Genomic DNA, 25,545 nt, shown 5'->3' with positions numbered 1-25,545 from the left:
TCACCTACTGTCTTCGGTACAGTTAATAATTAACCTCGACTAACTTACCATAGATAAGCTAGTCGAGTCAAGTGCTTTTCTAAAATAATTAGATAGCTGTTTGTTCAACATGGATACCAGGTCCAAATGTTGTAGTCATTGAAATGTTTTTGATGTATTGACCTTTAGCAGTAGCAGGTTTTGCTTTTACTAAAGTTTCGTTGATTGTGTTAAAGTTTTCAACCAATTTAGCATCGTCGAATGATACTTTACCGATTGGCACATGAACGTTACCAGCTTTATCCACACGGTACGTTACTTTACCAGCTTTAACTTCTTCAACTGCTTTTGTAACATCCATCGTTACAGTACCAGTTTTAGGGTTAGGCATTAAACCTTTTGGTCCAAGCACACGGCCTAATTTACCAACTGTAGCCATCATGTCAGGTGTTGCAACAACAACGTCAAAGTCGAACCATCCGCCTTGGATTTTTGCGACCATGTCGTCGTCGCCAACGAAATCAGCGCCAGCAGCTTCAGCTTCTTTTGCTTTTTCGCCTTTCGCGAATACTAAAACAGTTTGTGTTTTACCAGTTCCGTTTGGAAGCACAACAGCTCCACGGATTTGTTGGTCTGCTTTTTTAGGGTCTACGTTCAATTTGTAAGCAACTTCAACCGTTGCGTCAAATTTCGCGAAGTTAATTTCTTTTGCTAATGCTACAGCTTCCGCAACAGGGTAAGCTTTAGTAGCGTCGATTTTCTTCAATGCATCTTGCATTTTTTTGCTCTTTTTAGCCATTTTGTTTCCTCCTTGATGTGGTTATAACGGTAGAACCTCCCACGTGTTCCGTATCTTTAGATAGGGAGCCAACTGAGAAGCTACTTTCTTGGGTCGTCGAGAATTATTCGACTGTGATCCCCATGCTTCGTGCAGTTCCTTCAACCATGCGCATTGCTGACTCAACGTTAGCAGCGTTTAGGTCTTGCATTTTCAACTCAGCGATTTCTTTTACTTGATCGCTAGTAACTTTTGCAACTTTTGTTTTGTTTGGTTCGCCTGAACCTTTTTCCACGTTAGCAGCTTTTTTCAATAATACTGCAGCTGGTGGTGTTTTTGTGATGAATGTAAATGAACGGTCTTCATATACAGAGATCACTACTGGAATGATCAAGCCTGCTTGGTCAGCTGTACGCGCATTGAATTCTTTTGTGAATCCCATGATGTTGATACCTGCTTGACCTAGTGCAGGACCTACTGGGGGAGCTGGTGTTGCTTTCCCTGCAGGAATTTGCAGTTTAACTAATTTTTCTACTTTCTTTGCCACGAGACATACCTCCTTGAGTCCGTGATGTGGTTAATGGAGATCAAAATTTCTCCTCCCACTTAAAACAGTGTGTACAAAGACACACTTTGGTATCATAGCAGATTATTTATCTGAATGCAAGATGATTTCCTTACTGTTGCAATTTTTCGACAATAATAAAACGCTTCACAATCTCTTTAACTACTATGAGAATAACAAAATAAATTATTCATTTATCTATTTTCAGAAAGCGTATATGTTACACTATGGTCGACTTGATGAGGATTTTCATCGGATAAATTAGGGAGGTTTAAAATAATGGAAGTATTAAAATATCGTAGTGTTTTTGACATTATTGGTCCAGTGATGGTGGGTCCTAGCAGCTCGCATACTGCGGGTGCAGCGCGAATCGGAAAAGTGTGCCGTATGATTTTTGGGGAACGCCCCGATTCTGTTGAGTTTGATCTGTATGAATCATTTGCAAAGACCTATCGCGGTCATGGAACAGATATCGCTTTAGTTGGCGGTATTTTAGGGATGGATCCAGACGATCCTCGTTTATCCGATTCATTGAAAATCGCTCACGAACAAGGAATGGAAGTTCTTTTTGTTCCAAAAAAAGAAATTGCTGACCATCCGAATACAGTTACCTTACGCATGATCAAAGGTGAACTTGAGATGTCGATCACTGGTGTCTCGATCGGCGGCGGAAATATCCAAATCACTGAAATGAATGGTTACAGCATCTCGCTAGGCATGGGGAACCCTACCTATATCATTATCAACAAAGACGTACCTGGCCTGCTCTCACGTGTATCAACTATCTTCATGAAGCACGGGTTGAACATCGGTAAAGTTACTATGACTCGGAAAACAAAGGGCGAGAATGGCATCGTTTTGCTGGAGATCGATGATACCCCGGACGATCCAGAAGGATTACGACAAGAAATCAAATGTGAAGATGACGTATTAAGCGTGACCTATTTTAAATAAGCAAATGAAGGAGGAATTGTCATGTTCTATTCGATCCAAGAGCTTGTAGAACAAGCAAAGGATTATTCATCTGTTGGCGAATTGATGATCGCCACTGAAATGGAATTAACTGATCGTACAAGGGAAGAAATCATTGCGTTGATGGAACGCAATTTAGAAGTAATGGAAAGTTCTATTGAAGAAGGCATCCAAGGAGTGACTTCTGTCACGAAGATTACCGGCGGCGATGCCAAACGTATGAATGATTATATCGAAAGCGGCAAATTCATGAGCGGTGACACTATTTTAAAAGCCGTTCGTAACGGGATCGCTGTCAATGAAGTCAATGCAAAAATGGGCTTGGTTTGTGCAACGCCAACTGCAGGAAGTGCCGGTGTATTACCGGGTGTTTTGATGGCGGCGCGAGAAAAATTGAACTTGAGTCACGAGGAGCAAATTGATTTTCTATTTACTGCTGGTGCGTTTGGTTTAGTCATGGCAAACAATGCCTCGATCTCTGGTGCTGAAGGCGGCTGCCAAGCGGAAGTCGGTTCTGCTAGTGCAATGTCAGCAGCGGCCCTAGTCTCAGCCAATGGCGGAACACCTGAAATGGCATCAAATGCTTTGGCAATTACTTTGAAGAATGTCATGGGACTGATTTGTGATCCAGTCGCAGGTCTTGTCGAAGTTCCTTGTGTGAAACGAAACGCAATGGGGGCCTCTCAAGCCTTTATCTCAGCTGACATGGCTTTGGCAGGTATCCGCAGTGTTATTCCGCCGGATGAAGTGGTGGAAGCAATGTATAAAGTCGGCCGTGCAATGCCGCAAATTTTCAAGGAAACCGCTGAAGGCGGCGTCGCAACCACTCCAACCGGCTTGCGTCTGCAACGTCAAGTATTCGGCGAACCAGAAAAAGCGACCGTTTAAAACGAATAGAAAGCAGCTGATTTTTTCAATCAGCTGCTTTTCTTTATTTCATCAATCCATCGTGGATTTTCTCTAAATTCCACTTCATCATGCTGTAATAGCTGTCCCCTGTCTCTCCCTTTTTCGCTAAGGAATCTGTAAACAACTCGCTAGAAATCGGCAAGTCTACTTCCTTCGACAACCGTTCCATGCTGCGCTTGTCAACACTTGTTTCAACGAAGAGCGAAGGAACTTTAGACGCACGAACTTTTTCAACGATTTGTTTCATTTGCTCTGGTGTTCCTTGACTTTCTGTATTGATTTCCCAAATATAAGCGGCTGTCAGATCATACGCTTTAGAAAAATACTTGAAGGCCCCTTCACTGGTCACAAGTAATTTTTTCTCATTCGGAATATCTGCAAACTCATTCTTTGCGGATGCATCCAATGCCTCCAATTTTTTGATGTAGGCTTCCGCGTTTTCTTTGTACGTTTCTTTATTCTTAGGATCTTTTTCGCTTAATACATTTTGGATTTGTTTGACGTATAAAATGCCGTTGGAAATATCCAGCCATGCATGAGGATCTTCTTGCGTACTGTTTCCGCTTAGATGGATCGGTTCAACGTCTTTACTGACTGCGAAATAATCTTCGTTTTCTTTCTTTTTCGCCGTTTCCATCAATTTATCAAACCAGCCATTCCCAGTCTCTAAATTCAAGCCATTATAAAAAACGACATCCGCTTCACTCGCCTTTTTGATATCTTCCGGCAACGGTTCATACTCATGTGGATCGGTTCCTACAGGGACGATACTATGGATCGCTACTTCCCCTTTTCCAACTTCCTTGACCATATCTGCAATAATAGAGTTCGTCGCCACAACGTTCAACTGGCTAGACTCCTTTGACGCACTGCTGCTTCCTCCCTTAGCTCCGCAGCCTGTTAAGAACAACAGCCCCAGAAATCCTATAAAAATAATTTTTTTATACTTCATATAAACGCTCCTTTCGTAATTGTTGGATCAATCCCTTGCTAGGTGAAAACAGAAATGCTGCGATGAAGAAAACTGCCGCTGTCATGACGATCGTAGCCCCAGAAGGAAGATTGTAACTATAGCTAAAATACAAGCCTATGATGGCACTTAATACACCAAACAAGGTAGATAAGCCCACCATCACAGACAGTTTATTCGTTAATTGATACGCGGTCGCCGCCGGTGTGATCAGCATCGCGATCACTAAAATCGTGCCGACGGTTTGCAATGAAGTAACGGCCACTAACGTCAGCAAGAACATCAAACCATAATTAATCAGGCTGATATTCCATCCATAAGATTGTGCCATCGTCGGAGCAAAAGAAGTCAATTTCAGTTGTTTATAAAAAATACCCACAGCCAAAACAACAATGACCATGACGATCGCTGTTAGATACATATCTGAATCCCGGACCGCCAGCACATTCCCGAAAAGAATGTGGTACAGGTCCGTGGCACTCCTTGCAAAAGAAATCAAAATGATTCCCAGCGCGAAAAAGGAGCTGAATACAATACCGATGGCAGTATCATTTTTCAACCGTGTATGCTTTCCGACAAAACCAATCAATGCTGCTGAAAAGATACCAAAAAAGGTTGCTCCTATAATGTAACTGCTACCAAGCATATAGGAAATCGCCACACCGGGTAAAACAGCATGAGAGATGGCATCACCCATTAAAGACATTCCTCGTAAAATAATAAATGAACCGATCACTCCAGCAGAGATTCCTACCATGATGGAGGTAATCAACGCATTTTGTAAAAATTGATAGTCAATCAATCCTTGAAAGAAATCATGTAGCAAAGTCCGCACCTCCAATTCTTAACATTTGTGTAATTTCACTACCATACGTTTTTTCCATATTGTTCGTCGTATACGTTTGTTCAACAGGTCCTGAAGCAATCAAGCCTTTATTAAGTAAAATCACTTCATCAAAATAGTCTGTGACTTTATGCAGGTCATGATGGACGATCACGATCGATTTGCCTTCATCCCGTAATTCTTTTAGCAATTCAATGATGATTTTCTCACTCGTCGCATCAATCCCAGCGAAGGGTTCATCCAATAAAATCCAGTCTGCCTTTTGCGCCAACGCCCGCCCGATAAACACACGCTGCAGCTGTCCACCAGACAATTCACTGATTTGACGATCGGCATAATCTGTCAATCCTACCTTTTCTAAGCACTCATAGGCAAAAGCTTTTTCTTTTTTTCCAGGTCGCTGGAACGTTTTAAGATGCGGATACGTGCCAAATAGCACCACTCCAAAAACATCAATAGGAAAACTCAAATCAATGTCTTGCCGCTGTTCAACATAGGCGATTTTCTCCCTTTGCTTCGTCAACGGCTGATCACCATACGAAATTTTTCCTGATCGTGTTTTTACTAATTGCAGGATTCCCTTCATCAACGTAGACTTTCCAGCTCCATTCGGCCCCACAATCCCCGTCAATTTTCCAGGTGCCAGTTCTAAATCTATTTGTTTCAAAGCGATTTTTCCATGATACGCAACCGATAAATTTTCTATCCGAATCGCATTCATAGTTACCCCTTCTTTCTATTTTAGGTTAGCCTAACTTTCATATATATGATATACGAAAAAGAAAGCGTACGCAAGATAAATGCAAAAAAAATACTTCATCAAGAAGAGGTGTCTCCTTGATGAAGTATATATTGAATAATTATTTTGCGTCATGAAGCGTTGTGTTTTTTACTTCTTCAATCGTTTTTGTTCCTGCAAGTTGCATAGTGATGGAAAGCTCTTTATTAAGGTGATCAAAGACGGACTTCACGCCTTCTGCTCCACCAAGATTCAAACCATAGATAACTGGACGACCAATAGCGACTAGATCGGCACCGCCGGCTAAAGCTTTAAAGACATGCTCGCCACGACGAACGCCACTATCGAACACGATTGGAACTCGTTTGTTCACTACACCAGCGATCAATGGCAATACGTTGAAGGCTGCAGGACCACCGTCTAATTGACGACCGCCATGATTTGAGATCCAGATACCGTCAGCACCGGCTGCAATCGCAACCTCGGCGTCTTCAGGGGATTGGATACCTTTAACAAAGACAGGCAAATTGGTTAAGTCTTTAATTTTTTTGATATCTTCAGGAACGAGTCCTTGTTTAGCTGCCGCATAAATTTCGGCGATTCCTTTTCCTTCACCGTCTCCACTATCGCTCTTTGCGCTGTAAGCTGCCAAGTTTGGCATAGGCAATGGGAATTGGAAGTGATTGATCACGTCGTCTTCACGATAGCCGCCAAGTGTTGAGTCTGCGGTTAAAATGATGGCTTTTGCTCCTGCTTTAACAGCCTTATCCAAGATAAATTCGTTAAAACCATCGTCTTTACTCATATATAATTGGAAGAATTGCGGTGCATTTGGAGCTGCGGCTGCGGCATCTTCAATCGTTGTATTTGCATAAGTACTGATTGAAAAAATTGAGCCTGCCTCTGCAACCCCTTTTGCCGTATCCGCTTCGCCGTTTTCATGTGCTAATCCTTGCGCTGCGGATGGTGCTTGAATAATGGGTGTTGCTAAGTCCATATCCCACAGTTTCGTCCGCAAATCTGCACGGTCGATCCCACGCAGTACACGAGGCATAATGGTTTTATTATTGAATGAAGTCGTATTTTCCTTCATTGTCCATTCGTCTTCTGAGCCACCGCGAATGTAGCCGAACGCACCTTTTTCCATGCGTTCTTTTACGCGTTGTTCTAATGAAGCGATGTTTACAATGTCAATTGGATGTTCTTCGTTACTTGCTTGATAAGTCATAATAAATCCTTCTTTCGTTTGATTACATGAGTTATCTTAATACTCTTACAAAAAGTAAGCAAGTATTTTAACTTTTCAATGAAAAACCCTAAATGTATCAGCTATCCCCATAAGAAGGTTGCGACAACCTGATCGACCGCAGGATTTTCGTGTAATTGACTATGCTGAGCATTTGATCCGGTAAATATTTGCTCCTTGATGGGGTTGCCATGAGCTTTTAACAAGGAGTACGTTGCTAATGCACTAGATAAAGGGACCGTACCATCCGAGGGATCTTGTTCATTTAATTTTCCAGCTAGCAATAGAACGGATACGCTGCTTGGGACATTGTTTATGCCATTTCGGTAATCGAGATACCGACTCGATTGAGGGGTAGGTCCGTTTTGCAATACGTCATCGATGGATTGGTCTTTTGCTGTATCGTCGAAGTCATTGAAGGGAGCGCCGATCGCAACAAACTTTTCAATGACGGGGGCGTCTTTCGGCTGACCGTATGTCGTTAAATAGCGGAGCGAGCTGACACCCCCCATTGAATGACCGACTAGATTGACTCGATCTACACCTTCTTCTTTCAAATATTTGAGAACCCCGTAAATCCACTCTGTTTGATCCCACTCGTTGTCTTTATTAGCAGCAAATAACACTTGGATACTAGGATTGTCCTTTTTCTTATTCAATTGTCCGTCTACTTGCAAGGCGCCATCTGGCTGCACAGTGATCGTCAGTTCTTTCCTAGCCACCCCTTCATCCCTGAAACGCCGCAGCATACCTCCAAATGAATTGACTGTCCCTCCATACCCATGGATGAACAGGGTCGGAACGTCACTCTTATTTACTATATCTCGGGAGGCTTCTGTTGCAGTTGACCCAGTAGACGTGTTCCCTTCTTCGTGGTGGGATTGCTTTGTTACACAGCCTGATAGCAGCACCACGGTCATTAATACGAACAACCCATAAATTATTTTTTTCATCTTTTCGACTCCCTTCAGACGATTATTTTTTGTATCTTTACTATAGGTATTTGTTCCTCATTACTCAACAATAAGAGCACGCTTTTCGAGATTTTTATTGAAATCCATAAAAAAACCGAGACACACGGCCTCGGCTTCAGTAGTTGCTTAAATTTTATCGATTTGATCGAAGTCCAATTCAGTACTTGTTTCACGACCGAACATGTCGATGTTTGCTTTGACTTTGTCACGCTCTTCATCGATTTCAGTGATCACTCCTTCAAGACCAGCAAAGGCTCCTTCGATGATTTTCACTGTTTCGCCGACTTCTACTTCAATATCATTTTGACGTGTGTTCATACCTAATGAACGCAAGATATGATTGATTTCCTCTGGCATCAATGGCGCTGGTTTACTTCCGGCACCGTGAGAACCAACGAACCCTGTCACACCTGGTGTATTACGAACAACGTACCAAGAATCATCCGTCATGACCATCTCCACTAATACATATCCAGGGAAAGTTTTGTGGACGATTTCCTTTTCTTTGCCGCCCTTAACTTCTGTTTCTGTTTCTTCAGGGACAACTACACGGAAAATATAGTCTTCCATCCGCATACTTTGTGCACGTGATTCTAGGTTGGCTTTTACTTTGTTTTCATAGCCGGAATAAGTATGTAACACATACCATTGTTTTTCAAAAGATTCCATTTTCGCCATCGGCTCCTCGTTCTAAAATAAAAAAACCTCAGCAGTCCCAAGGTTTTTTCTCTCAAGTAGTATACCATGCTTTTTTTGAATTGGCTACTAGTGAATAATCAAATTGATCACTGCTTGAATGGCTGTATCCATGATGAAAAACATCAAAGCAAAGATGATCGCTGTTTCGATTACGACAAGCGAATCATGGCGCAATTGTTTTTTTGAAGGCCATGAAACCAACTTCATTTCTTCTTTGACACTACGTAAAAAATTCAAGGGATTATCCTCCTTAATTAATAGTTATTTTGTTTCTTTATGTATCGTGTACTGATTACAATGTTTGCAAAACTTATTGATCTCTAAACGCTCTCCGCGTTTGCCTTCACTCACTGATTTCGTGTAGTTTCTTGAACCACAGACCGTGCAGGCCAGAGCCGCTTTTTTAGTTGCCATAGCGATCTACTCCTAATTCCTATTAATGTATTCATTTTTCTGGTGAAAAATGAGTTTCTTTGTCATGCCGTATACCATCCAACTAAGGGGGTTCCTTATTGAGTTACCTAGTTTTTGATGATTTACCTTATGACGCGATGCCTCTTGCGAAAAGTTGGACTGGCATCCTAATTCCTATTAATGTATTCATTTTTCTGGTGAAAAATGAGTTTCTTCGTCATGCCGTATACCATCCAACTAAGGGTTGCATTCTATGACTTACTTAGTGGTTGATGACTTCGTTCATGACACGATGCCTCCTGCGAAAAGTTGGACTGGCATCCTTTAATTCTTAAATATGATAAATCTGAGTTTGACGTTCAGCTTGTGTACCGCAATCTGCTAATCTATAAAAAAGCATAGCTGGTAACCTCACAAAGTCACATAGTTACATTATCATCTATCCTTTTGGCTGTCAATCTTCCATTCAAACAATAAATGATTCTTTAGCAGTCGCTTCTTGAATCTGAATTGTTTCTAAAATAAATTTCTTTATCAGGTAGAATATGATAATATGATGAAAGAATGAATAGCTTTATTGGAGGGTTATTGGATGTTATTAAAAAGTCTCGTTTATCCCAAAGAGAATTTGACGACGATCAATGAATCAACGACTTTGCAAGAGGCATTGGACATTTTAGAAGGCACTGGCTTTCGTTGTGTTCCAATCCTTGATGAGAGTGATCAGATTTTCCGAGGCAATATCTACAAAATGCATATTTACCGGCACAAAGCAAATGGTGGCGATATGTCTCTTCCTGTTACTTATTTGCTAAAAAATGCAACAAAATTTATCTCGCTAGACACTTCTTTTTTCAAGATTTTTTTCACGATCAAAGAATTGCCATATATTACTGTCCTAGATGAGGACCACCATTTTTATGGCATCTTGACCCACAGCACACTGTTGAATATGCTGTCTCAATCATGGAATATCCAAACAGGCAGTTACGTTTTGACGGTTGTCTCCACAGGCAAACGCGGAGACTTGGCGTTGATGTCAAAAATCATCTCTAAATTCACTACGATCGCAAGCTGCATCACCTTAGATGTCGGTCAAGATTTCAAAGGACGACGTACGCTGTTCACTTTATCAGCAGGCGTGGATGAAAACAAGCTGAATCAAATTATTGATCATCTTGAACGCAAGCACTTCGAGATCCAAGAAGTGGAAGCATTATCGATGCAAGAATAATAAAAAACGACGGTCCTGAAAATCAGGGCCGCCTTTTTTATAGCTGCTTTGCAAAATGCAAACGCGTATCTAAATAGTACATAATCGGTGCTGAGATTGCCATGATGATCGCTTCACTTAAAGCTAGCCAGCCATAAGTCGGCCAAAATGGAAAGCTAAGTGTCACATTCAACATCAATGCAATCAAAAACATACTTGCGCTAAAGAACACGACATTCAACGCCAAACGAACCTTCGTATTTTTTACGACATTTTGTAAAATTGCTGTTAGTGTTAACGCCAGCAATGTTTGTCCGCCGCCGAAAACCACATCGAGCCATCCCATGCCAAAAATCGCATTATAAATGACGACTCCGCCGAAGATCCCCCACAAATATTTTCGATTAAATACGACTAAATGATTCAAACTTTCTGAGATACGAAATTGGACCGCACCAGATGCCACCGGTGAAACCAAAATCGTTAGAGCCAAATACAACGCCATAATGATCCCGTTCGTGACCACCACATTGACTCGTTTTCTTTCTACCATATTCATAATTTTCCTTCTTTCTCCGAGTTTTTTTAAAGCGGGATGGTTGATGAACCGCTGTAAACCTTTTTCAGCATACGTTGTTTAGGAAAGTAAGTCAACTCTCAAATTCAACGCCTCAGGTTATCAAAATTGAATTTTTTTTACGGCTGGTGATACAATAGTTCTATAGATTCTTATGCTAGTTCAGAGAAAGGTGATTTTATGCTAGGTATCGACAGTGAGTTGGAACAATTATATCAGCAGGCAGAGCAAGAAGGCGAAGCAATTTTTAAAGACCGCTGGACACCAGGAAACTATGGTTGTTGCAGCACTCGTGCGCCGCTAGTTGAAAAGTATAAAATCGTGTTTTCAGATACACGTATTTCTCTTTACCTTTGGGGCACACTCGTCGTAGAAAGCGATGTACAAACTAAAAAAAGTACGGTCAACAAAGAGTATTCAGCATCTAATTATGAGAAAAAAATTATTGACTGGTTTGTTCAAAAATCAACCCTGTAGTGCCTTCCCGCTATGAGAAGGTTTTTTTTTACGTCAGATTGATGAAAATTGGGTCGCTTTTCTACAGTTCCTTTCATTACTCTGTTATAATCTTTTTTTGAAAGGATCGAGGTCATGAATTTTCATTATCATATTTTAATCAACCCCGCAGCCGGAAGCGGCAATGCGGCAAAAACAGCCGAAAAAATCATTCACTTACTGGATGATGGTGATTATACATACACACCCTATTATACGGAAAGGCCCGGCGATGAAAGAGAAATCGTCAATCGCTTGTCCGACTTGCTAAGCCCGTGGTCAGAGTTTTGCGAAAAGGATCATGTCGATAATTCATTTCATTTATTGGTGGTCATCGGTGGCGACGGCACGCTGCATCAAGTAGTGAATCAGTTTTTTGCATTGGATCTTCAGTTACCCGTCAGCTATATTCCTGCCGGCTCAGGAAACGATTTCGCTCGGGGGATCGGACTTTCTCGTGACCCTGAGAAGGCGTTTGAGCAAATCACGTCAGCAATACAACCGCAGCCTATCAATGTCTTTCACTATGACGAAAAAATAAGTGAAGAACAAGGAATTATTCTAAATAACGTGGGAATCGGATTAGATGCATTGATCGTTGCGACGACCAACGCTTCAAATTCAAAAAAAGTACTGAATAAATATCGTTTAGGCTCCGCTTCTTACGCATTGTATTTAGTCAAGGCGATTTTCACACAAAAGACCTTTCCGATACTGGTTGAATTAAATGGTCAAACGTTGAATTTCGAACGGACCTTTTTATGTACGACGACCAATATTCCTTACTTTGGCGGCGGTATCGCGATCGCTCCTATGGCAGACCCTAAGAAAGAAGCAATTGATCTTGTCGTCGTTGAGAAGCCTAACATGTTGGCTATTCTGAGATTTCTGCTTCAACTTGTTCGTAAAAAGCATACGCAAAATAAACACTATCGACATTTTACCAGCAGTAAAATCCGAATCGTTTCTGTCGTCCCGCAATACGGTCAGGCAGATGGCGAGAATATGGGAGAGCGCTCCTTTGACATGAACTTCTCCACCGCGACACAATATATCTGGTACGTAGACAAAAGGACTGAAAAATAAATCCGCGGATTTATTTTTCAGTCCTTTTTACTTACATAAACATCGCCGGCGTAACCTCTTCCATTCCGATCATCGGATCAATGGCTTGAGACGAAATCAATTGCGGCGTCAAAACGGTCGGTCCTGCCTTGACGGGTTCTTCTCGCTTCTTTACTTTAGTGAAGGGTTCTGCTTTGGGCTTTTTCGGAATATCTTGCGTATCTTTCATGATCCGTTCGATCAGCGTCGTTTTTCGTACCGCAGATTCGCGCGTAACACAAGCTTGAAAAGCATCTTCCTCCCCCAATAAAATCAGCAAATCCTTACTTCGCGTTACCGCTGTGTACAGTAGATTTCGCTGAAGCATCCGAGAATACTGTTTGACCATCGGCAACAGGACCATTTTGAATTCACTCCCCTGTGACTTATGGATCGAACAACAATAAGATAGCTTGATTTTATTCCATTCTGAGCGCTTGTAACTAACCTCGTTACTGTCGAACTGAATGACCAGCTCATCAACTTTGTCTTCAGATTCCTTTGCGGGGATGATCCCGACAATGATCCCCATGTCTCCGTTAAAAACGTTCAATTCCGGGTTATTGACTAGCTGCAGCACTTTGTCCCCAATGCGATAAACGATATCGTTCCATTGAACTTCCTTCTTACGGCCGTCATTTGGATTAAAAATCTCCTGCATCATTTTATTGATAGCATCGATACCGGCTGGCCCTCGATACATTGGCGCCAAGACTTGTACATCTTGTGCTGTGAATCCTTTTTTCTTGGCACGTTCGACGACTTGTTTAATGACTTCCTCCATTTGAAAGGCATGACAAGCGATGAATGACCGATCCCGCTGGTTTTTTCGAAAATCTTGCGGCAGCTTCCCGTCTTTGATCTCATGAGCCAGTGGAATGATCGAAGAACCGTCTCCCTGCCGATAGATATCAGTTAGTTCCATCTTCGGAATCTCTTCGATTTGCAAAAGATCGTGAAAAACCTGACCAGGTCCCACAGAAGGCAATTGATCCTTATCTCCTACAAAGATCACCTGCATATTATCAGGAATTGATTTTAACAGGGTATTCGCGAGCCACGTATCCACCATAGACATTTCATCCACGATCAAAAGGCCGCCATCTAATTCCTTAGCTTCAATATCAGGCGTATCGTCATTCGCATTCAACCCCAGCAAACGATGGATCGTACTTGCTGGCAATCCTGTCGTCTCATTCATGCGCTTCGCCGCACGACCCGTTGGCGCTGCCAAGAGGATTGGGAAGACTGCCTGCGTGTAATCTTTCGGATCTAACGATAACTCATTCAATTCCGCAAACAATTTAACGATCCCGTTGATCACAGTCGTTTTTCCTGTTCCGGGTCCCCCAGTCAAAATGAATAACGGCGAGCGAATCGCTTCCTTGATCGCCTGATCCTGAGAATCACCGTAAGTAATACTCAACTGCTTCTCAATGATCCGCAATTTTTTATCAATTTTTTCTTGAGGATACTTGATTTCTTTCTTTCGAGCCAACAGCCTTTCGATAGAAGAAGCGATTCCCCATTCACTGTAAAACAAGGTGTTTTCATAAATCCTCGTAGCTTCTTGTTGGATTTTCTCCTCTTCCACCAATCGTATGATCATATCCGCCACTTGATTCGGCGCGATTTCCACAGGACGTGTCGTCTCCAAAAGTTGCAGCACTTCTGTTAATAGCTGCTGCGCTTCCACATACGTATCTCCACTTTGGTTGGCGTCCTCGGTTACCTGATGGAAGATGGCTGCCCGAATACGCTGAGGACTATCTGCTGCGATCCCTAATTGTTCAGCCAGCGTATCGGCCTTTTTAAACCCGATACCTTCGATATCTTCCACTAATTGATACGGATTTTCCGCGATTATTTCTAGTGCTTCATTCCGATACGTCTGAAAAATCGCAAAAGACAACTGACTTCCAAATCCATAGCGGCTCAGTCCAACAATAATCTGCTCCATCCCATGATTTTGACGGATCGTCTCTACGATCACTTTTTGCTTTTTGGCATTCAAATTGGGAACTTTTACCAACACAGCAGGATTTTCCATGATTTGATCAATTGCTTCTTCACCTAAAACATCAATGATATTTTCCGCAGTTTTTTTACCGATTCCAGGAAATTTATCACTAGAAAGATAGCTGATCAACCCGTTCGCCGAAGTCGGCTGTGCTTGCTCATAGCTCTCAACTAAAAACTGTTTACCATATCGAGGATGATCAACAAAATGTCCAAAAAAACGATACTCTTCGTCCTCTTGCATATCCCCAAAGCTGCCTGTCACAACGATTTCCTGTTCGAGATAATCGCTGTTCGTATCACTCACTTTGATCAACAGAACTTTGTAAAAATTGCTGGGATTTTGAAAAAAGATGGCCTTTAAAGTTCCTACGATATATAGCTGCTCTTCTGACATTTCGCGTCTCCTTATTCGTAGTAATGAAGGATTTTTCTTAAAAAACCCCTGGTTCGAATGCCGCTTATCATTCAACTAAACACTCCAATCGAAGATCTACCCAACTTTTTTAAGGCGATCATTCTTGTCAAACTGCGAAAAGTTGAACTGACATCCTTATTCGTAGTAATGAAGGATTTTCTTAAAAATCCCTGGTTCGAATGCCGCTTATCATTCAACTAAACGCTCTAATCGAAGATCTACCCAACTTTTTTAAGGCAATCATTCTTGTCAAACTGCGAAAAGTTGAACTGACATCCTTATTCGTAGTAATGAAGGATTTTTCTTAAAAATCCCTGGTTCGAATGCCGCTTATCATTCAACTAGTCGTTCTCGTTGAATTGGCATTCTTCTTTTTAAAGCAATGAATCGGGTTTTGATCCCGTACCCTCCAAGAAATCAACGTTATTCCACTGAATCATTTGATAGGGTGGTTTAATGTCCTTTGCTTCTAAAATCGTCAAACTATTGTTGTACAAGCCGCCCATTTCTCGTAGTTCACTTAATGATTTTCCTGTCAACGCTTGGATGGCCGCAGTCAATGCAGCGCCATGACCAACAAAAAGAAGTGGGCCTTCTTCGGCTTCACTCACTGCTTTTTCCACTAAATCATTGATTCGTTTCAGCATATCCTCAATTTTCTCTCCATTAAATGGCGTTGGATCATAAGCTTCTAAATGGTGGCGCAAATTGACCATGTCTTTAGGGTAACGCTCTTGAATGACCGGAATCAACTGCCCCTCTAATGAGCCTAAGCCAAGTTCTCGTAAATCATCTGAACGCACAATCTCAGCAGGGTGCACCAGTTGTTTGTTGATCCCCTCGGCTGTTAAATACGCACGCTTTAGTGTGCTTGTATATATTTTTTCAAAAGGAATGTCCTTTAATTCTTTTCCTAATGCTTGAATCGCTTCTAAACTTTCAGGTAATAGTGGGGAATCCCCCATCATCCCCTGAAATCGTTTCTCTTGATTCCAACGTGTTTTTCCATGACGAGTAAAATATAGTTTCATAAAAATCCCTTTCTATGTCCGTAGTATCTAATCTAACTTATCGTTTTCATAATGATGCGTCAATTCCAAATTAGGAAAATCTTGTTGACGCAAGGCTTCATAGACTACTAAAGCGACAGTATTGGAAAGATTCAGCGAACGAACATGTTCGTCATTCATCGGAATACGCAAGCATTTATCTTCGTTGTCTCGCATGAAGGTCTCCGGCAATCCAGTGGTCTCTTTTCCAAACATGAAAAAGTGATCCGCATCGTCAGTATAATCGATTTCTGAATACGTCGAATTGGCAAATTTTGTGATCAAATGTAAGGGCTGTTCCCCTACGAAAGCTAAAAAGGCCGCAAGATCTTTATGATAAGTGATGTTCACATCATTCCAATAATCCAATCCCGCCCGCTTCAAATGCTTATCATCCGTAGAAAAGCCTAAAGGTTCGATCAAATGCAATGGCGAATTCGTTGCTGCGCATGTCCGCGCGATGTTCCCTGTATTTGCGGGAATCTGTGGTTCAAATAATACAATATGGTTTGTCATAGTGATTTCCCTCGATCTAAGTTAGTATTTATTTCCTTAAAAGTTATTAGCTGCTCAGTCCATCTAAAAAAGAAACGTATGAAATCAAACTCCTCTATCTCATACAATTAGAAAATTTGTGAAAAGCTGGATTCGTATCTGGCTCACAAGCAAAGAAATCATTTTCCCAAAGACCAGAAAAATGAATCGATTTTCGTACGCATACAATTCCACTGCTCGCGCTAAAGACGCAAAGTGGAATTCGCAAAAAAAAAACGTACCAACTCGGTGTCTAGCACGGCGAGTCGCTACGTTAGTGAAGCACTTTTCACTAACTTTTATCAGAACAGGAACCTGATAAAAACCAATGAAAAACAACTTGTTTGTACTATAACATCACGAAGTCACAAATGCAACCTTCTCTTTTCAGTAATTTGAATGAAAACGATTTCTCTAATGTCCTTTTAATAATTCGATATCAACGGTTATTCTCTTTATCGGATCTCTTGCTAAATCAGCTTTTACTGCATCAGAAACCTGCCATTCCAATGGCGACATCTCTAACAGATCCAGACGATTTTTTTCAGGTATGTCAAATTCATACGTCACACGTTCCCGGTAGTCAATTGAAAGCTCCTCTGTGAATCGTTGAATGACCGCTTCATTTGAGTAAGGTTCGCCATCTGGGTGATAGACCGCTCGCAGCTCTTTTAAATACCCCGATTGCGGAACCACTTTGATCACACTGCCGCCTGGCTTCATCACACGTTTGGACTCTCGATACTGAGACGGAGAAAAAATGTTCAGGATCGTATCGAACGAATCATTCGCGAAGGGCAAATTGGTCAAATCCGCCACACACCAAAACGTTTCAATGAATTGGTTACTTGCAAGATAAATCCCCTCTTTAGCAATATCGAACCCGACACTCACCGGAGTTTTCTTTATTTCATTAATTTGTTGTAAAAAACTGCCTTCACCGCAGCCAACATCCAGAAGGCTGCCGGTTTGCATTAATGCCGCGATTTTTTCGATCACTGGCTGATACATACCGGAACGAATCATTCGTCCTCTGGGAGCGAACATTTCCTGATCATACTCTGTTTTGATTTGATGATCTAAAAAATAAAGCGTTCCTTTTTTTGATAGATCAAAGCGATGACCGTTAACGCAGCGCAAGCCTTTTTCTTGTTTAGTCATTTCCTGATGGCATTTCGGGCAACGAAACAACTCAGCCTGCTTCTCTAAAAACAACGCCCCTCGATCAATTTTTTTAAGCATTTTACACCTGCTTTTTTGCTAATTTTTCAAAGGAAAATCCAATGAGTACTCCCGCAGCTATCTTTCCAAACAACGTGAACACAGGGTTTCCCTTTCGCTCTCTCATCATAGCATAGTTCATCTATTCCTACTATCGTCAAGATGTGCTACACTATACGTCGGAATCATCCGCTTTTCAATTTAAAGATAACTAGGAGGATACGATGTTGATTAAAGAATTTTGTGCTGAAAACTATACTGATATTCCTAAAGCAATCCATGCAGGTGCTGGACGTATCGAACTATGCGACAATTTAGCTGTTGGCGGAACAACCCCTAGTATGGGGGTAATCGAAGAAGCGCTCTTGTACGCAGATGAAAAACAAGTGCCTGTTATGACGATGATCCGCCCCCGTGGTGGAAATTTCGTATACAACGATATTGAATTAAAAATCATGGAGAACGATTTGATTCATGCAAAGAACGCTGGAACAGATGGTGTCGTTTTTGGTTGTTTGACAGAAAAAAATGAGGTTGATGAAGAAGCTTTAGAGATGCTTTTGGGCAATAGCGAAGGATTACTGACAACGTTCCATATGGCTTTTGATGCCTTATCGAAGGAAGAACAATTTAAAACGATCGATTGGTTTGCACAATTAGGCATTGACCGCATCTTGACTCATGGCGGACCGCTATCAACGTCTATCGAAGAAAACCTTCCACATTTGAAAGAATTAGTCGATTACGCTGCAGGACGTCTTATTATTTTGCCCGGCGGTGGTATTCACTCAGGCAATGTAGATAAAATAACCGCTGCGTTAGGCGTGAATGAGGCTCACGGTACGAAGATCGTGGATTTCTAAACAATATAAGACCTGTTGCAACCATTTGAGTGGCTGCAACAGGTCTTTCTCTTTATTCTAAGGATTCTCCATTTGTAGCAATTACTTCTTGATACCAATAGAAGGAATCTTTCTTCAAACGTTTCAGCGTCCCGTTTCCTTCATCGTCTTGATCCACATAGATAAAGCCATAGCGTTTGGACATTTCGCTTGTACTGGCGCTGATCAAATCAATACAGCCCCACGGTGTGTAGCCCATGAGTTCGACACCCTCATCTATTGCTTTAGCCATTTCTGCGATATGATCTCTTAAATAATCGATGCGATAGTCATCGTGGATCTTACCATCCTCGGTAACAACGTCCTTCGCACCCAAACCATTTTCTACCACAAATAACGGAATTTGATAACGATCGTACAATTTATGCAATGTCACCCGCAACCCGACAGGATCGATCTGCCAGCCCCAGTCACTGGCAGCAAGATAAGGATTCTTTTTCGATCCCAAAAGATTTCCAGCTGTTTTCTCCCCAGCCTGTTCATGAGATGCGATACTGCTCATGTAATAGCTAAAGGACATGAAGTCCACCGTTCCTTCTTTTAAGATTTCATCATCCTCGGCCTCTTTTTTGATCTCAATTTTACGATCACGGAAGAATTTATCCATGTATCGTGGGTAGTACCCTCGAATTTGAACATCTGAATAAAACAAATTGATATGGTCTGACTCAACACTTTCCATAACATCTAAGGGATTCGATGTTTCAGGATAAGCCTCTTGTCTAGCCAGCATACACCCGATCTGTGCGTCTGGAATAATCTCGTGACAGGCCTTAACAGCCAATGCACTGGCAACAAATTGATGATGTGCCGCTTGGAATTGGGCTTGGAGCATATTATCCGTTTTATCCGCCAATAAGCCGCCGCTTAAGTAGCCTGTCATTCCAATAATGTTGATTTCATTGAAAGTCAGCCAGTATTTGACTTTATCCTTATAGCGATTGAATAAGACCTCGGCATACCGCACAAAGGCAGCGATCGTCTCACGACTCTCCCATCCGTTTTGTTTGAAGGACAATCCTAATGGGAATTCATAATGAGATATCGTGACCAACGGTTCAATTCCATAGTTCAGACACTCATCAAAAAGCGCATCATAGAAAGCCAATCCCGCTTCATTGGGCTGTGATTCATCACCATTCGGAAAGATTCTCGGCCAAGAAATGGACAATCGGAAGGTTTTAAAGCCCATTTCCGCGAATAAGGCAATGTCTTCTTTGTATCGATGATACGAGTCGATCCCAAACCGTTTCGGGTAAATACCGATTTTATCATTCATAATATCTTTTACTTTTTCAGTCGTCATTGGTTGTAGCAACGGAAGATTAACTTTATCAGGATTTTTTGTATAAACTGCGGTGTCGGCAGTAGACCAGCCTTTTCCATCTTCTAGGAAAGCCCCTTCCCATTGATTGGCAGCGACCGCTCCACCCCATAAAAAGTTTTTAGGAAATTTTTCCATCGTGTCATCCTCTCTAAACGAATAGTGTATAATTATCATTACTCCATCAGTGTAGCACATAATGGTATCGCTTTAATTCCATCTTCAAGCGGCCATTTTCTTTTTCTTCGTTCATTTTCATACGTATGAAAATGACGACTCGCTGCGCCTGGATTACTTAACTTAAGGAGTCTTATGATGTTCACGACCTACGATTTTTTTGATTATTTAAATAGACACGATTCAGATAAAACCTATGCAAAAATTATTACCTATTTGCTGACGCATCAAACAGAGGTTCAAACATTGACGATCTCGCAAATCGCCGAACGCTGCTTCGTTTCGCCTGCAACCTTGACGCGCTTTTGCCAAGCCTTCAACATCCCTTCATTTGGTGATCTGCGCGAGCTATTAAATACCAATCAGCAAATGAAAAGCTACAATTACTTGCGGATGAGGGAGACCGACTTTCAACAATTGCAGGAGCAGCCAGACTTGTTCTTAGGTAATTATGCTGCGGAGATCACAAAAGCTCTCCAAGACGTGCTTGGAAAAATCGACTATCCCTCTGTCGATCTGCTGCTTGAGAAAATTCAGCAAGCAAAGAAAGTCGTTCTGATCGGCTACACGACCACTTTAGAGCTTGCACGAACGATGCAGACCGGCTTTATCGCTTCTAACAAATTGACGCATGTTCCTGAAACGACAGACCTGCAGGAAAAAGCCATTCGTGAGGCAGATGAACAGACCGTTATTCTTGTCCTTTCTTCTTACGGAACCATTCTAACGTCTCATGTTGAGTGGATTACACAAATTAGCAAAGGGCCGGCTTATTCCGTTTTGATAACACAACACACGCAAAATTTAATCACCAATCTTTTTGACGAAGTGATCAACGTGACCAACACAAATTATGTACAGATTGGCAATTATCCATTGGAATTTTTTGGTGATTTCCTTGTTCGACGGTACGCCGCCTTAAACGAAAAAAAGAAATGATCGGTCTAAAACAGACGGATCATTTCTTTTTTTCTTTGATAAAACTGGTGAGTTTAAACACCCATTTATTGACTTTAAAACGTAGACGTACCGGATAATTGCCGCCTTTATAATCTTTGATCTGACGATGACGTTCTGGATAAATGTTCAACGGCAAATTCTGAAGATCAAAAAAATTGTAGGCTATGTAATCCTGCGAGTCCATTTTACTCTGAGAGATTTTCTCTTGTACTTTGTAAACATAGGTGATTTCGTCACTATATTCTTTTGTATAAATACCAATCAAATCCTCGATGGTACTGTCAAAAGAAAGCAGCTCCTTGACCAACCGCTGCATTCCTTCCCGTTCACTTTCATTGGGTAAAAGATTCCCTCCAGGCAAATCCCACACGGGCATCCCTGGCCGACGGACGAGTAAAATCAATCCGTTGCGAATAATTATGGCATAAGCTTTTTTCAAAATTTTCTCACTACTTTCAGCATATGTCTTTTTGAATCATTAACTTCCAATAAATCGTTCCATAAAGAGACTAGCAATATTAAAATAAATCAAAACACTCGTCAAATCACTCAGCGTTGTAATAAAGGGCCCGCTTGCTACAGCGGGGTCAAATCCTAATCTTTCCATGATCATTGGAATCCAGCTGCCAGCCAAATTCGCTACTGTAATAGCCGCCATCATCGCTGTTCCGATGACAAATCCTAGAATAAAATTATGCTTCCATATCCCAACGATAATAAAGATCGTTACCCCTGTGACAAGCCCCGTCACTAACCCTGTTAGAATTTCACCAACCACGAGCTTGCCGAAATTTTTCTCCTTGTCATCCGAGATCGCCAAGCGCCGCACAGCCACAGCAAGAGACTGGGTGCCCGCGTTTCCAGCAGTCCCGGTGATCAGTGAGATGAAAACTGCCAGAATACTTGCTTTACTGACTAACGCCTCGTAATGATTGATAAGGGTCGCGGTCGTCATCCCGAGGAACAACAGTGTGATCAACCAAGGCAAGCGTCTCGAAGCCGCCTTAACTGGATTTTCATTAACCTCTTCAACATTGACCCCCGCAAGTCCGGAGTAATCACTCGCCGCTTCATCATCGATTACGTCAATGATATCATCGACTGTTACGATCCCTAATAAGTGATCCTCGTAATCTGTTACAGGCAACGCAAGAAAGTCGTAATCACGGAAGGTTTGCGCCACATCCTCCTGATCATCTCCTACATGCACGGAAATCACACGTTCACTCATTACATCAGAAATCATCGTATCGTCGTCATTCACGATCAGATCGCGGAGCGAAATAACGCCTACCAGTTGATTGTCATCATTGACCACGTACGTATAATAAATCGTTTCAGCAATTTGCGCTTCTCTCTTTAATACATACATCGCAGAGCGAACCGTTTGATTAGCGACGATCGAAACGAATTCTGTCGTCATCAATGAGCCCGCAGTGTCATCTTCATAGTGAAGCAATTCTCGAATCTCGTTAGCGTGTTCTGAATCCATCAAACTTAGATATTTCGCGACTGGCTTCTTATCTAATTCATTCAGCAAATCCACTGCATTATCGGTATACATTTCTGACAGCATGTCCGCAGCATATTGCGGACGCATTTCATTTAAATAATCATCCACATGGTCGTCGTCTTCCTCAATGACGTCAAACATATCCGCCAATTCTTTCGGTGATAAGTAGGAATAGACCTGTTGTCGTTCCTTCTCGGTCAAAGATTGATAAAATTGTCCCTGGTCATAAAAATGCATCTCCAAAAAATGATCACGAAATGCCTGCAGCTCACTCTGGCTCAGTTCCTCCCGTAATTGTTGGAAATGTATCTCTAGCTCTTCTTGGTTTTCATCCATCAATCTCACCTACCTCGTAGTTATGTACTCATTTTCTTGATTCTCGATCATGTATTCCCATGAAAAGCGATACTGATCACTTATCTCGTAATCTAATAGTGCTTTTGCCTGGCATCGCGCATCGTACTATAGTTTTTTTGCTATATCGGCCATATCTTCTGCTAAAGGCAATTCAAAGGACAATCGTTTTGCATCGAAGGGATGCGGGAACGATAGTGAATAGCAATGCAGAGCTTGACGGTCAATTCCCTGATCCATAGCTCCTCCGTAAAGGTCGTCTCCTAGCAACGGGCAGTCGATCGCCGAAAAATGAACTCGAATCTGATGTGTTCTTCCCGTATGCAGTTGAATATCTACTAAAGCACACCGTTTGTTTCGTTTTTCTAGCCAATACTCAGTTTCAGCTTTCTGTCCTGTCTCGATCACTTGCCGCTTTAGCAACGAAGACAAGTCACGGCCGATTGGTAAAGAAATGGTGCCATGATCACGTAAAGAGGCCACTTCTCCAGAAACCAAGGCTTGGTATTTTTTAACAAATCGCTTCTGTTGCAAGCTTTGATCCAATTTTGAATGAGCAAAGCCGTGTTTCGCAAACAACATCAAACCAGATGTGTCTCTGTCTAATCGCGTAACGACATGAACGACCTGATTGGCATACCCTTGCGCCACATAATAAGCTTTCACCCGATTCGCCATTGTTCCTCTTGGATGATACTGTGCTGGAATCGAGGCGATCCCTGCTGGCTTGTTAACAACCAATAAATGCTCATCTTCAAAAACGATGTCAATCGGCACATCGTCCGCCAATAAGGTTTCATGAGGCGCTTCATCTGGAATCACAACTGTTACAATATCATGGGATTTTAAAGAAAACAAGACGTTTTGTTCTGCCCTGTTCACTAAAATTTTCCCACCTTGAAATTTGATTTTTGCCAATAATTTTTTTGATATTCCTTGATGCTTTAAAAAAGTTCTTACGAGCAAAGGAGTCTGCTCGTGATAAGTCCAATTAAATTCCACTTAATTAATCCTCTCGAATAAAGGCATCTTTCACGCGATGCCAAAAATGCATATGCCGATAGGAAGCAAAATGAATCCGCTCTTCAGCAATCTTATATTTGATCGATGTGATGTCTTTTCTGTTGATATCCAGTTGATCAATCGTGATCGAATGGTATTCATTGCTCTTTAGCCGTACGTCGATCCACTCGTGAGACCCAATAATACTAGGCGAACCGAGCGTTCGAAAAACACGATTATTCAATGAAGCAATCTCCGCCAATTGCATCGCGTTGATGCTAGGATGAACCACTGCTCCCCCAACACTCTTATTATAAGCAGTCGAACCGGTCGGAGTAGAGATTGCCAACCCGTCTCCTCGAAAACGCTCAAACAACTCTTCCTTAATATAGACATCTGCTACCATCGTGCGGCTGCCTTTACGAATCGTGGACTCATTCAAGGCCAAAAAATGTTTTTGCTCCCCTTCGTTCGTTGTTAACACAACGTCTAAAAGAGGGTAGCTGACACTTTTTCCTTGTTCGGCGCTCAAGCTGTTTACAAGCTCCGTCAGCTCATAGTCACGCCAATCTGTATAAAATCCCAAATGTCCAGTATGTACGCCAAGAAAGCGTACTTCATCCAGGCGATGGTTGTATCGATGAAACGCGGACAACAAAGTCCCGTCTCCGCCAATGGTGATCACTAACTCGGGATTACGATCCACGATTTCTAAATCATCCTTTTCTGCTAATAACTTGCGCAAACGCTGCAATACTTGAATCGATTTTTCTTCTTGATTATGGATGATTCCGATCCGTAGACTCATGTCGTCTCACTTCCTTTTTCTGTTCCTTACGATTGAATAAATGCTGAGCTTCTTGAATCTCTCCGCGAATACTGGACATTTCTTCATCCAATTGATAGGCGGCTTCTGCTGCTCGGAATAAGCGTTTTTGAATATCCTCAGGAATCTGTCCTTTATATTTATAATTCATTGAATGTTCGATCGTCGCCCAAAAGTTCATAGACAACGTTCGGATTTGAATTTCAGCTAACAGTTTCTTTTCCCCTTCTAACATCTGTACCGGATATTCGATAACTAAATGATAGGAACGGTACCCGCTCGCCTTTCGGTTCGTGATGTAATCTCGCTCCTGTATGATCCTCATATCGTTGCGTCGTCGCAATATCTCTACAACTAAAGGGATGTCTTCAACAAACTGACACATGATACGCATCCCTGCCATATCAGACATCTCTTCTTCTAAACGATTCATAGGGATTCCCCGAAGCTCTGCTTTGTTGATAATACTTTCTAATGGTTTTACTCGTCCAGTAACAAACTCGATTGGAACATGCCCCCCGCTCGTTCGGTACTGTTTACGTAATCCCCGTAATTTTATCTTTAGTTCAGCAACTGCCAATTCATAGGGCGCTAGAAATGTATCCCAGTCTCTCTCCATCGTGTATCCCCCGCTTCTCTTTCCATTCCTTACCTATCTTATCATAAACTTTCAATAGAAAGAATTGCCACATTTTTGTCTTTTGACAAATATTACAAAATACTAACATTTTCATGTATTTGATTCTAATCGTTTGACTAATCAGGTTA

The 25,545-nt window shown here is 41.8% G+C and carries 28 protein-coding genes and 1 other annotated feature (1 of these 29 cut by a window edge); of the genes, 7 read left to right on the top strand and 21 right to left on the bottom strand.

Going from position 1 to position 25,545, the window contains the following annotated elements; all coding sequences use genetic code 11:
* Window positions 1-35, bottom strand: a sequence feature (ribosomal protein L10 leader region) (it extends 92 nt beyond the left edge of the window).
* Between the two features lie 53 nt (window positions 36-88).
* The gene (gene rplA / locus IGI66_RS04920) at window positions 89-778 is read right to left on the bottom strand and encodes a 50S ribosomal protein L1 (RefSeq protein WP_010781346.1); all 690 of its coding nucleotides are present in this window, start codon (window positions 776-778) and stop codon (window positions 89-91) included.
* A 103-nt stretch (window positions 779-881) separates the two neighbouring features.
* Window positions 882-1,304 carry a 50S ribosomal protein L11 gene (gene rplK, locus IGI66_RS04915; RefSeq protein ID WP_010781347.1) on the bottom strand — a complete coding sequence of 141 codons (423 nt, stop codon included), beginning with the start codon at window positions 1,302-1,304 and terminating at the stop codon, window positions 882-884.
* Between the two features lie 297 nt (window positions 1,305-1,601).
* Between rplK and sdaAB the strand changes: the two genes are divergently transcribed.
* Window positions 1,602-2,276: an L-serine ammonia-lyase, iron-sulfur-dependent subunit beta gene (gene sdaAB / locus IGI66_RS04910; protein WP_010781348.1), complete on the top strand. Its 675-nt coding sequence runs from the start codon at window positions 1,602-1,604 to the stop codon at window positions 2,274-2,276.
* A gap of 21 nt (window positions 2,277-2,297) precedes the next feature.
* The gene (gene sdaAA / locus IGI66_RS04905; protein WP_086305644.1) at window positions 2,298-3,182 is read left to right on the top strand and encodes an L-serine ammonia-lyase, iron-sulfur-dependent, subunit alpha; all 885 of its coding nucleotides are present in this window, start codon (window positions 2,298-2,300) and stop codon (window positions 3,180-3,182) included.
* A 43-nt stretch (window positions 3,183-3,225) separates the two neighbouring features.
* On the opposite strand, the gene IGI66_RS04900 is transcribed toward sdaAA, so the two are convergent.
* From IGI66_RS04900 to rpmG, 8 genes are all read right to left on the bottom strand, one after another.
* Window positions 3,226-4,155 (bottom strand): metal ABC transporter substrate-binding protein, encoded by a 930-nt coding sequence (locus IGI66_RS04900; protein WP_438847847.1) that lies wholly within the window; start codon window positions 4,153-4,155, stop codon window positions 3,226-3,228.
* Complete coding sequence (locus IGI66_RS04895) at window positions 4,145-4,999, bottom strand: metal ABC transporter permease (protein WP_010781351.1); 855 nt, start codon at window positions 4,997-4,999, stop codon at window positions 4,145-4,147. Before IGI66_RS04895 ends, IGI66_RS04900 begins: the two co-directional genes overlap by 11 nt.
* Window positions 4,989-5,738, bottom strand: a complete 750-nt coding sequence (locus IGI66_RS04890) for a metal ABC transporter ATP-binding protein (RefSeq protein ID WP_438847844.1) — start codon at window positions 5,736-5,738, stop codon at window positions 4,989-4,991. Before IGI66_RS04890 ends, IGI66_RS04895 begins: the two co-directional genes overlap by 11 nt.
* Before the next feature lie 139 nt (window positions 5,739-5,877).
* A complete protein-coding gene (locus IGI66_RS04885) occupies window positions 5,878-6,984 on the bottom strand; it encodes a lactate oxidase (protein WP_438847843.1) in 1,107 nt (368 codons plus the stop codon).
* A gap of 101 nt (window positions 6,985-7,085) precedes the next feature.
* Window positions 7,086-7,955, bottom strand: coding sequence for an alpha/beta hydrolase (locus IGI66_RS04880; protein ID WP_438847841.1), 870 nt, complete (start codon window positions 7,953-7,955; stop codon window positions 7,086-7,088).
* Window positions 7,956-8,102: 147 nt separating this feature from the next.
* On the bottom strand, window positions 8,103-8,645 hold the full coding sequence (gene nusG / locus IGI66_RS04875; protein ID WP_044926432.1) for a transcription termination/antitermination protein NusG: 543 nt from the start codon (window positions 8,643-8,645) through the stop codon (window positions 8,103-8,105).
* 96 nt (window positions 8,646-8,741) lie between these two features.
* Entirely contained in the window at window positions 8,742-8,912 is a 171-nt protein-coding gene (secE, locus tag IGI66_RS04870) for a preprotein translocase subunit SecE (protein ID WP_010781356.1), read from the bottom strand.
* A gap of 24 nt (window positions 8,913-8,936) precedes the next feature.
* The gene (gene rpmG, locus IGI66_RS04865) at window positions 8,937-9,089 is read right to left on the bottom strand and encodes a 50S ribosomal protein L33 (RefSeq protein WP_010739830.1); all 153 of its coding nucleotides are present in this window, start codon (window positions 9,087-9,089) and stop codon (window positions 8,937-8,939) included.
* Window positions 9,090-9,681: 592 nt separating this feature from the next.
* Here rpmG and cbpA point away from each other — a divergent pair.
* Window positions 9,682-10,323 carry a cyclic di-AMP binding protein CbpA gene (gene cbpA, locus IGI66_RS04860; RefSeq protein ID WP_010781358.1) on the top strand — a complete coding sequence of 214 codons (642 nt, stop codon included), beginning with the start codon at window positions 9,682-9,684 and terminating at the stop codon, window positions 10,321-10,323.
* Between the two features lie 37 nt (window positions 10,324-10,360).
* On the opposite strand, the gene IGI66_RS04855 is transcribed toward cbpA, so the two are convergent.
* Window positions 10,361-10,861, bottom strand: a complete 501-nt coding sequence (locus IGI66_RS04855; protein ID WP_114524096.1) for a QueT transporter family protein — start codon at window positions 10,859-10,861, stop codon at window positions 10,361-10,363.
* 198 nt (window positions 10,862-11,059) lie between these two features.
* Here IGI66_RS04855 and IGI66_RS04850 point away from each other — a divergent pair, with 198 nt between their 5' ends.
* Complete coding sequence (locus tag IGI66_RS04850) at window positions 11,060-11,356, top strand: hypothetical protein (RefSeq protein ID WP_438847837.1); 297 nt, start codon at window positions 11,060-11,062, stop codon at window positions 11,354-11,356.
* A 114-nt stretch (window positions 11,357-11,470) separates the two neighbouring features.
* The gene (locus IGI66_RS04845) at window positions 11,471-12,460 is read left to right on the top strand and encodes a diacylglycerol/lipid kinase family protein (protein WP_314580698.1); all 990 of its coding nucleotides are present in this window, start codon (window positions 11,471-11,473) and stop codon (window positions 12,458-12,460) included.
* 31 nt (window positions 12,461-12,491) lie between these two features.
* On the opposite strand, the gene recD2 is transcribed toward IGI66_RS04845, so the two are convergent.
* The 4 genes from recD2 to IGI66_RS04825 form a co-directional block, all read right to left on the bottom strand.
* A complete protein-coding gene (gene recD2 / locus IGI66_RS04840) occupies window positions 12,492-14,894 on the bottom strand; it encodes an SF1B family DNA helicase RecD2 (RefSeq protein ID WP_438847835.1) in 2,403 nt (800 codons plus the stop codon).
* 395 nt (window positions 14,895-15,289) lie between these two features.
* Window positions 15,290-15,946, bottom strand: coding sequence for a histidine phosphatase family protein (locus IGI66_RS04835; RefSeq protein ID WP_010781363.1), 657 nt, complete (start codon window positions 15,944-15,946; stop codon window positions 15,290-15,292).
* A gap of 27 nt (window positions 15,947-15,973) precedes the next feature.
* On the bottom strand, window positions 15,974-16,480 hold the full coding sequence (gene trmL / locus IGI66_RS04830; protein WP_114524092.1) for a tRNA (uridine(34)/cytosine(34)/5-carboxymethylaminomethyluridine(34)-2'-O)-methyltransferase TrmL: 507 nt from the start codon (window positions 16,478-16,480) through the stop codon (window positions 15,974-15,976).
* 432 nt (window positions 16,481-16,912) lie between these two features.
* The gene (locus IGI66_RS04825; protein WP_438847833.1) at window positions 16,913-17,740 is read right to left on the bottom strand and encodes a putative RNA methyltransferase; all 828 of its coding nucleotides are present in this window, start codon (window positions 17,738-17,740) and stop codon (window positions 16,913-16,915) included.
* A gap of 206 nt (window positions 17,741-17,946) precedes the next feature.
* On the opposite strand from IGI66_RS04825, the gene IGI66_RS04820 reads away from it, so the two are divergent.
* Window positions 17,947-18,582: a copper homeostasis protein CutC gene (locus IGI66_RS04820; RefSeq protein WP_438849276.1), complete on the top strand. Its 636-nt coding sequence runs from the start codon at window positions 17,947-17,949 to the stop codon at window positions 18,580-18,582.
* Between the two features lie 52 nt (window positions 18,583-18,634).
* On the opposite strand, the gene IGI66_RS04815 is transcribed toward IGI66_RS04820, so the two are convergent.
* Complete coding sequence (locus tag IGI66_RS04815; RefSeq protein WP_438847831.1) at window positions 18,635-20,083, bottom strand: glycoside hydrolase family 1 protein; 1,449 nt, start codon at window positions 20,081-20,083, stop codon at window positions 18,635-18,637.
* Between the two features lie 177 nt (window positions 20,084-20,260).
* Between IGI66_RS04815 and IGI66_RS04810 the strand changes: the two genes are divergently transcribed.
* Complete coding sequence (locus tag IGI66_RS04810; protein WP_438847829.1) at window positions 20,261-21,061, top strand: MurR/RpiR family transcriptional regulator; 801 nt, start codon at window positions 20,261-20,263, stop codon at window positions 21,059-21,061.
* A 19-nt stretch (window positions 21,062-21,080) separates the two neighbouring features.
* On the opposite strand, the gene IGI66_RS04805 is transcribed toward IGI66_RS04810, so the two are convergent.
* The 5 genes from IGI66_RS04805 to IGI66_RS04785 form a co-directional block, all read right to left on the bottom strand.
* Window positions 21,081-21,521, bottom strand: coding sequence for an NUDIX hydrolase (locus tag IGI66_RS04805; RefSeq protein ID WP_010781369.1), 441 nt, complete (start codon window positions 21,519-21,521; stop codon window positions 21,081-21,083).
* Between the two features lie 39 nt (window positions 21,522-21,560).
* Window positions 21,561-22,931 carry a magnesium transporter gene (gene mgtE, locus IGI66_RS04800; protein ID WP_438847827.1) on the bottom strand — a complete coding sequence of 457 codons (1,371 nt, stop codon included), beginning with the start codon at window positions 22,929-22,931 and terminating at the stop codon, window positions 21,561-21,563.
* 126 nt (window positions 22,932-23,057) lie between these two features.
* Window positions 23,058-23,951, bottom strand: a complete 894-nt coding sequence (locus tag IGI66_RS04795) for an RluA family pseudouridine synthase (RefSeq protein ID WP_438847825.1) — start codon at window positions 23,949-23,951, stop codon at window positions 23,058-23,060.
* Between the two features lie 4 nt (window positions 23,952-23,955).
* Window positions 23,956-24,759 (bottom strand): NAD kinase, encoded by an 804-nt coding sequence (locus tag IGI66_RS04790; RefSeq protein WP_010781372.1) that lies wholly within the window; start codon window positions 24,757-24,759, stop codon window positions 23,956-23,958.
* The gene (locus tag IGI66_RS04785; RefSeq protein WP_010781373.1) at window positions 24,731-25,396 is read right to left on the bottom strand and encodes a GTP pyrophosphokinase; all 666 of its coding nucleotides are present in this window, start codon (window positions 25,394-25,396) and stop codon (window positions 24,731-24,733) included. Before IGI66_RS04785 ends, IGI66_RS04790 begins: the two co-directional genes overlap by 29 nt.
* Window positions 25,397-25,545 lie beyond the last annotated feature (149 nt).

It is taken from the genome of Enterococcus sp. AZ048, assembly GCF_051715125.1.
Lineage (GTDB): Bacteria > Bacillota > Bacilli > Lactobacillales > Enterococcaceae > Enterococcus_A > Enterococcus_A gilvus.
This window is presented reverse-complemented; position numbering and strand designations above follow the sequence as displayed.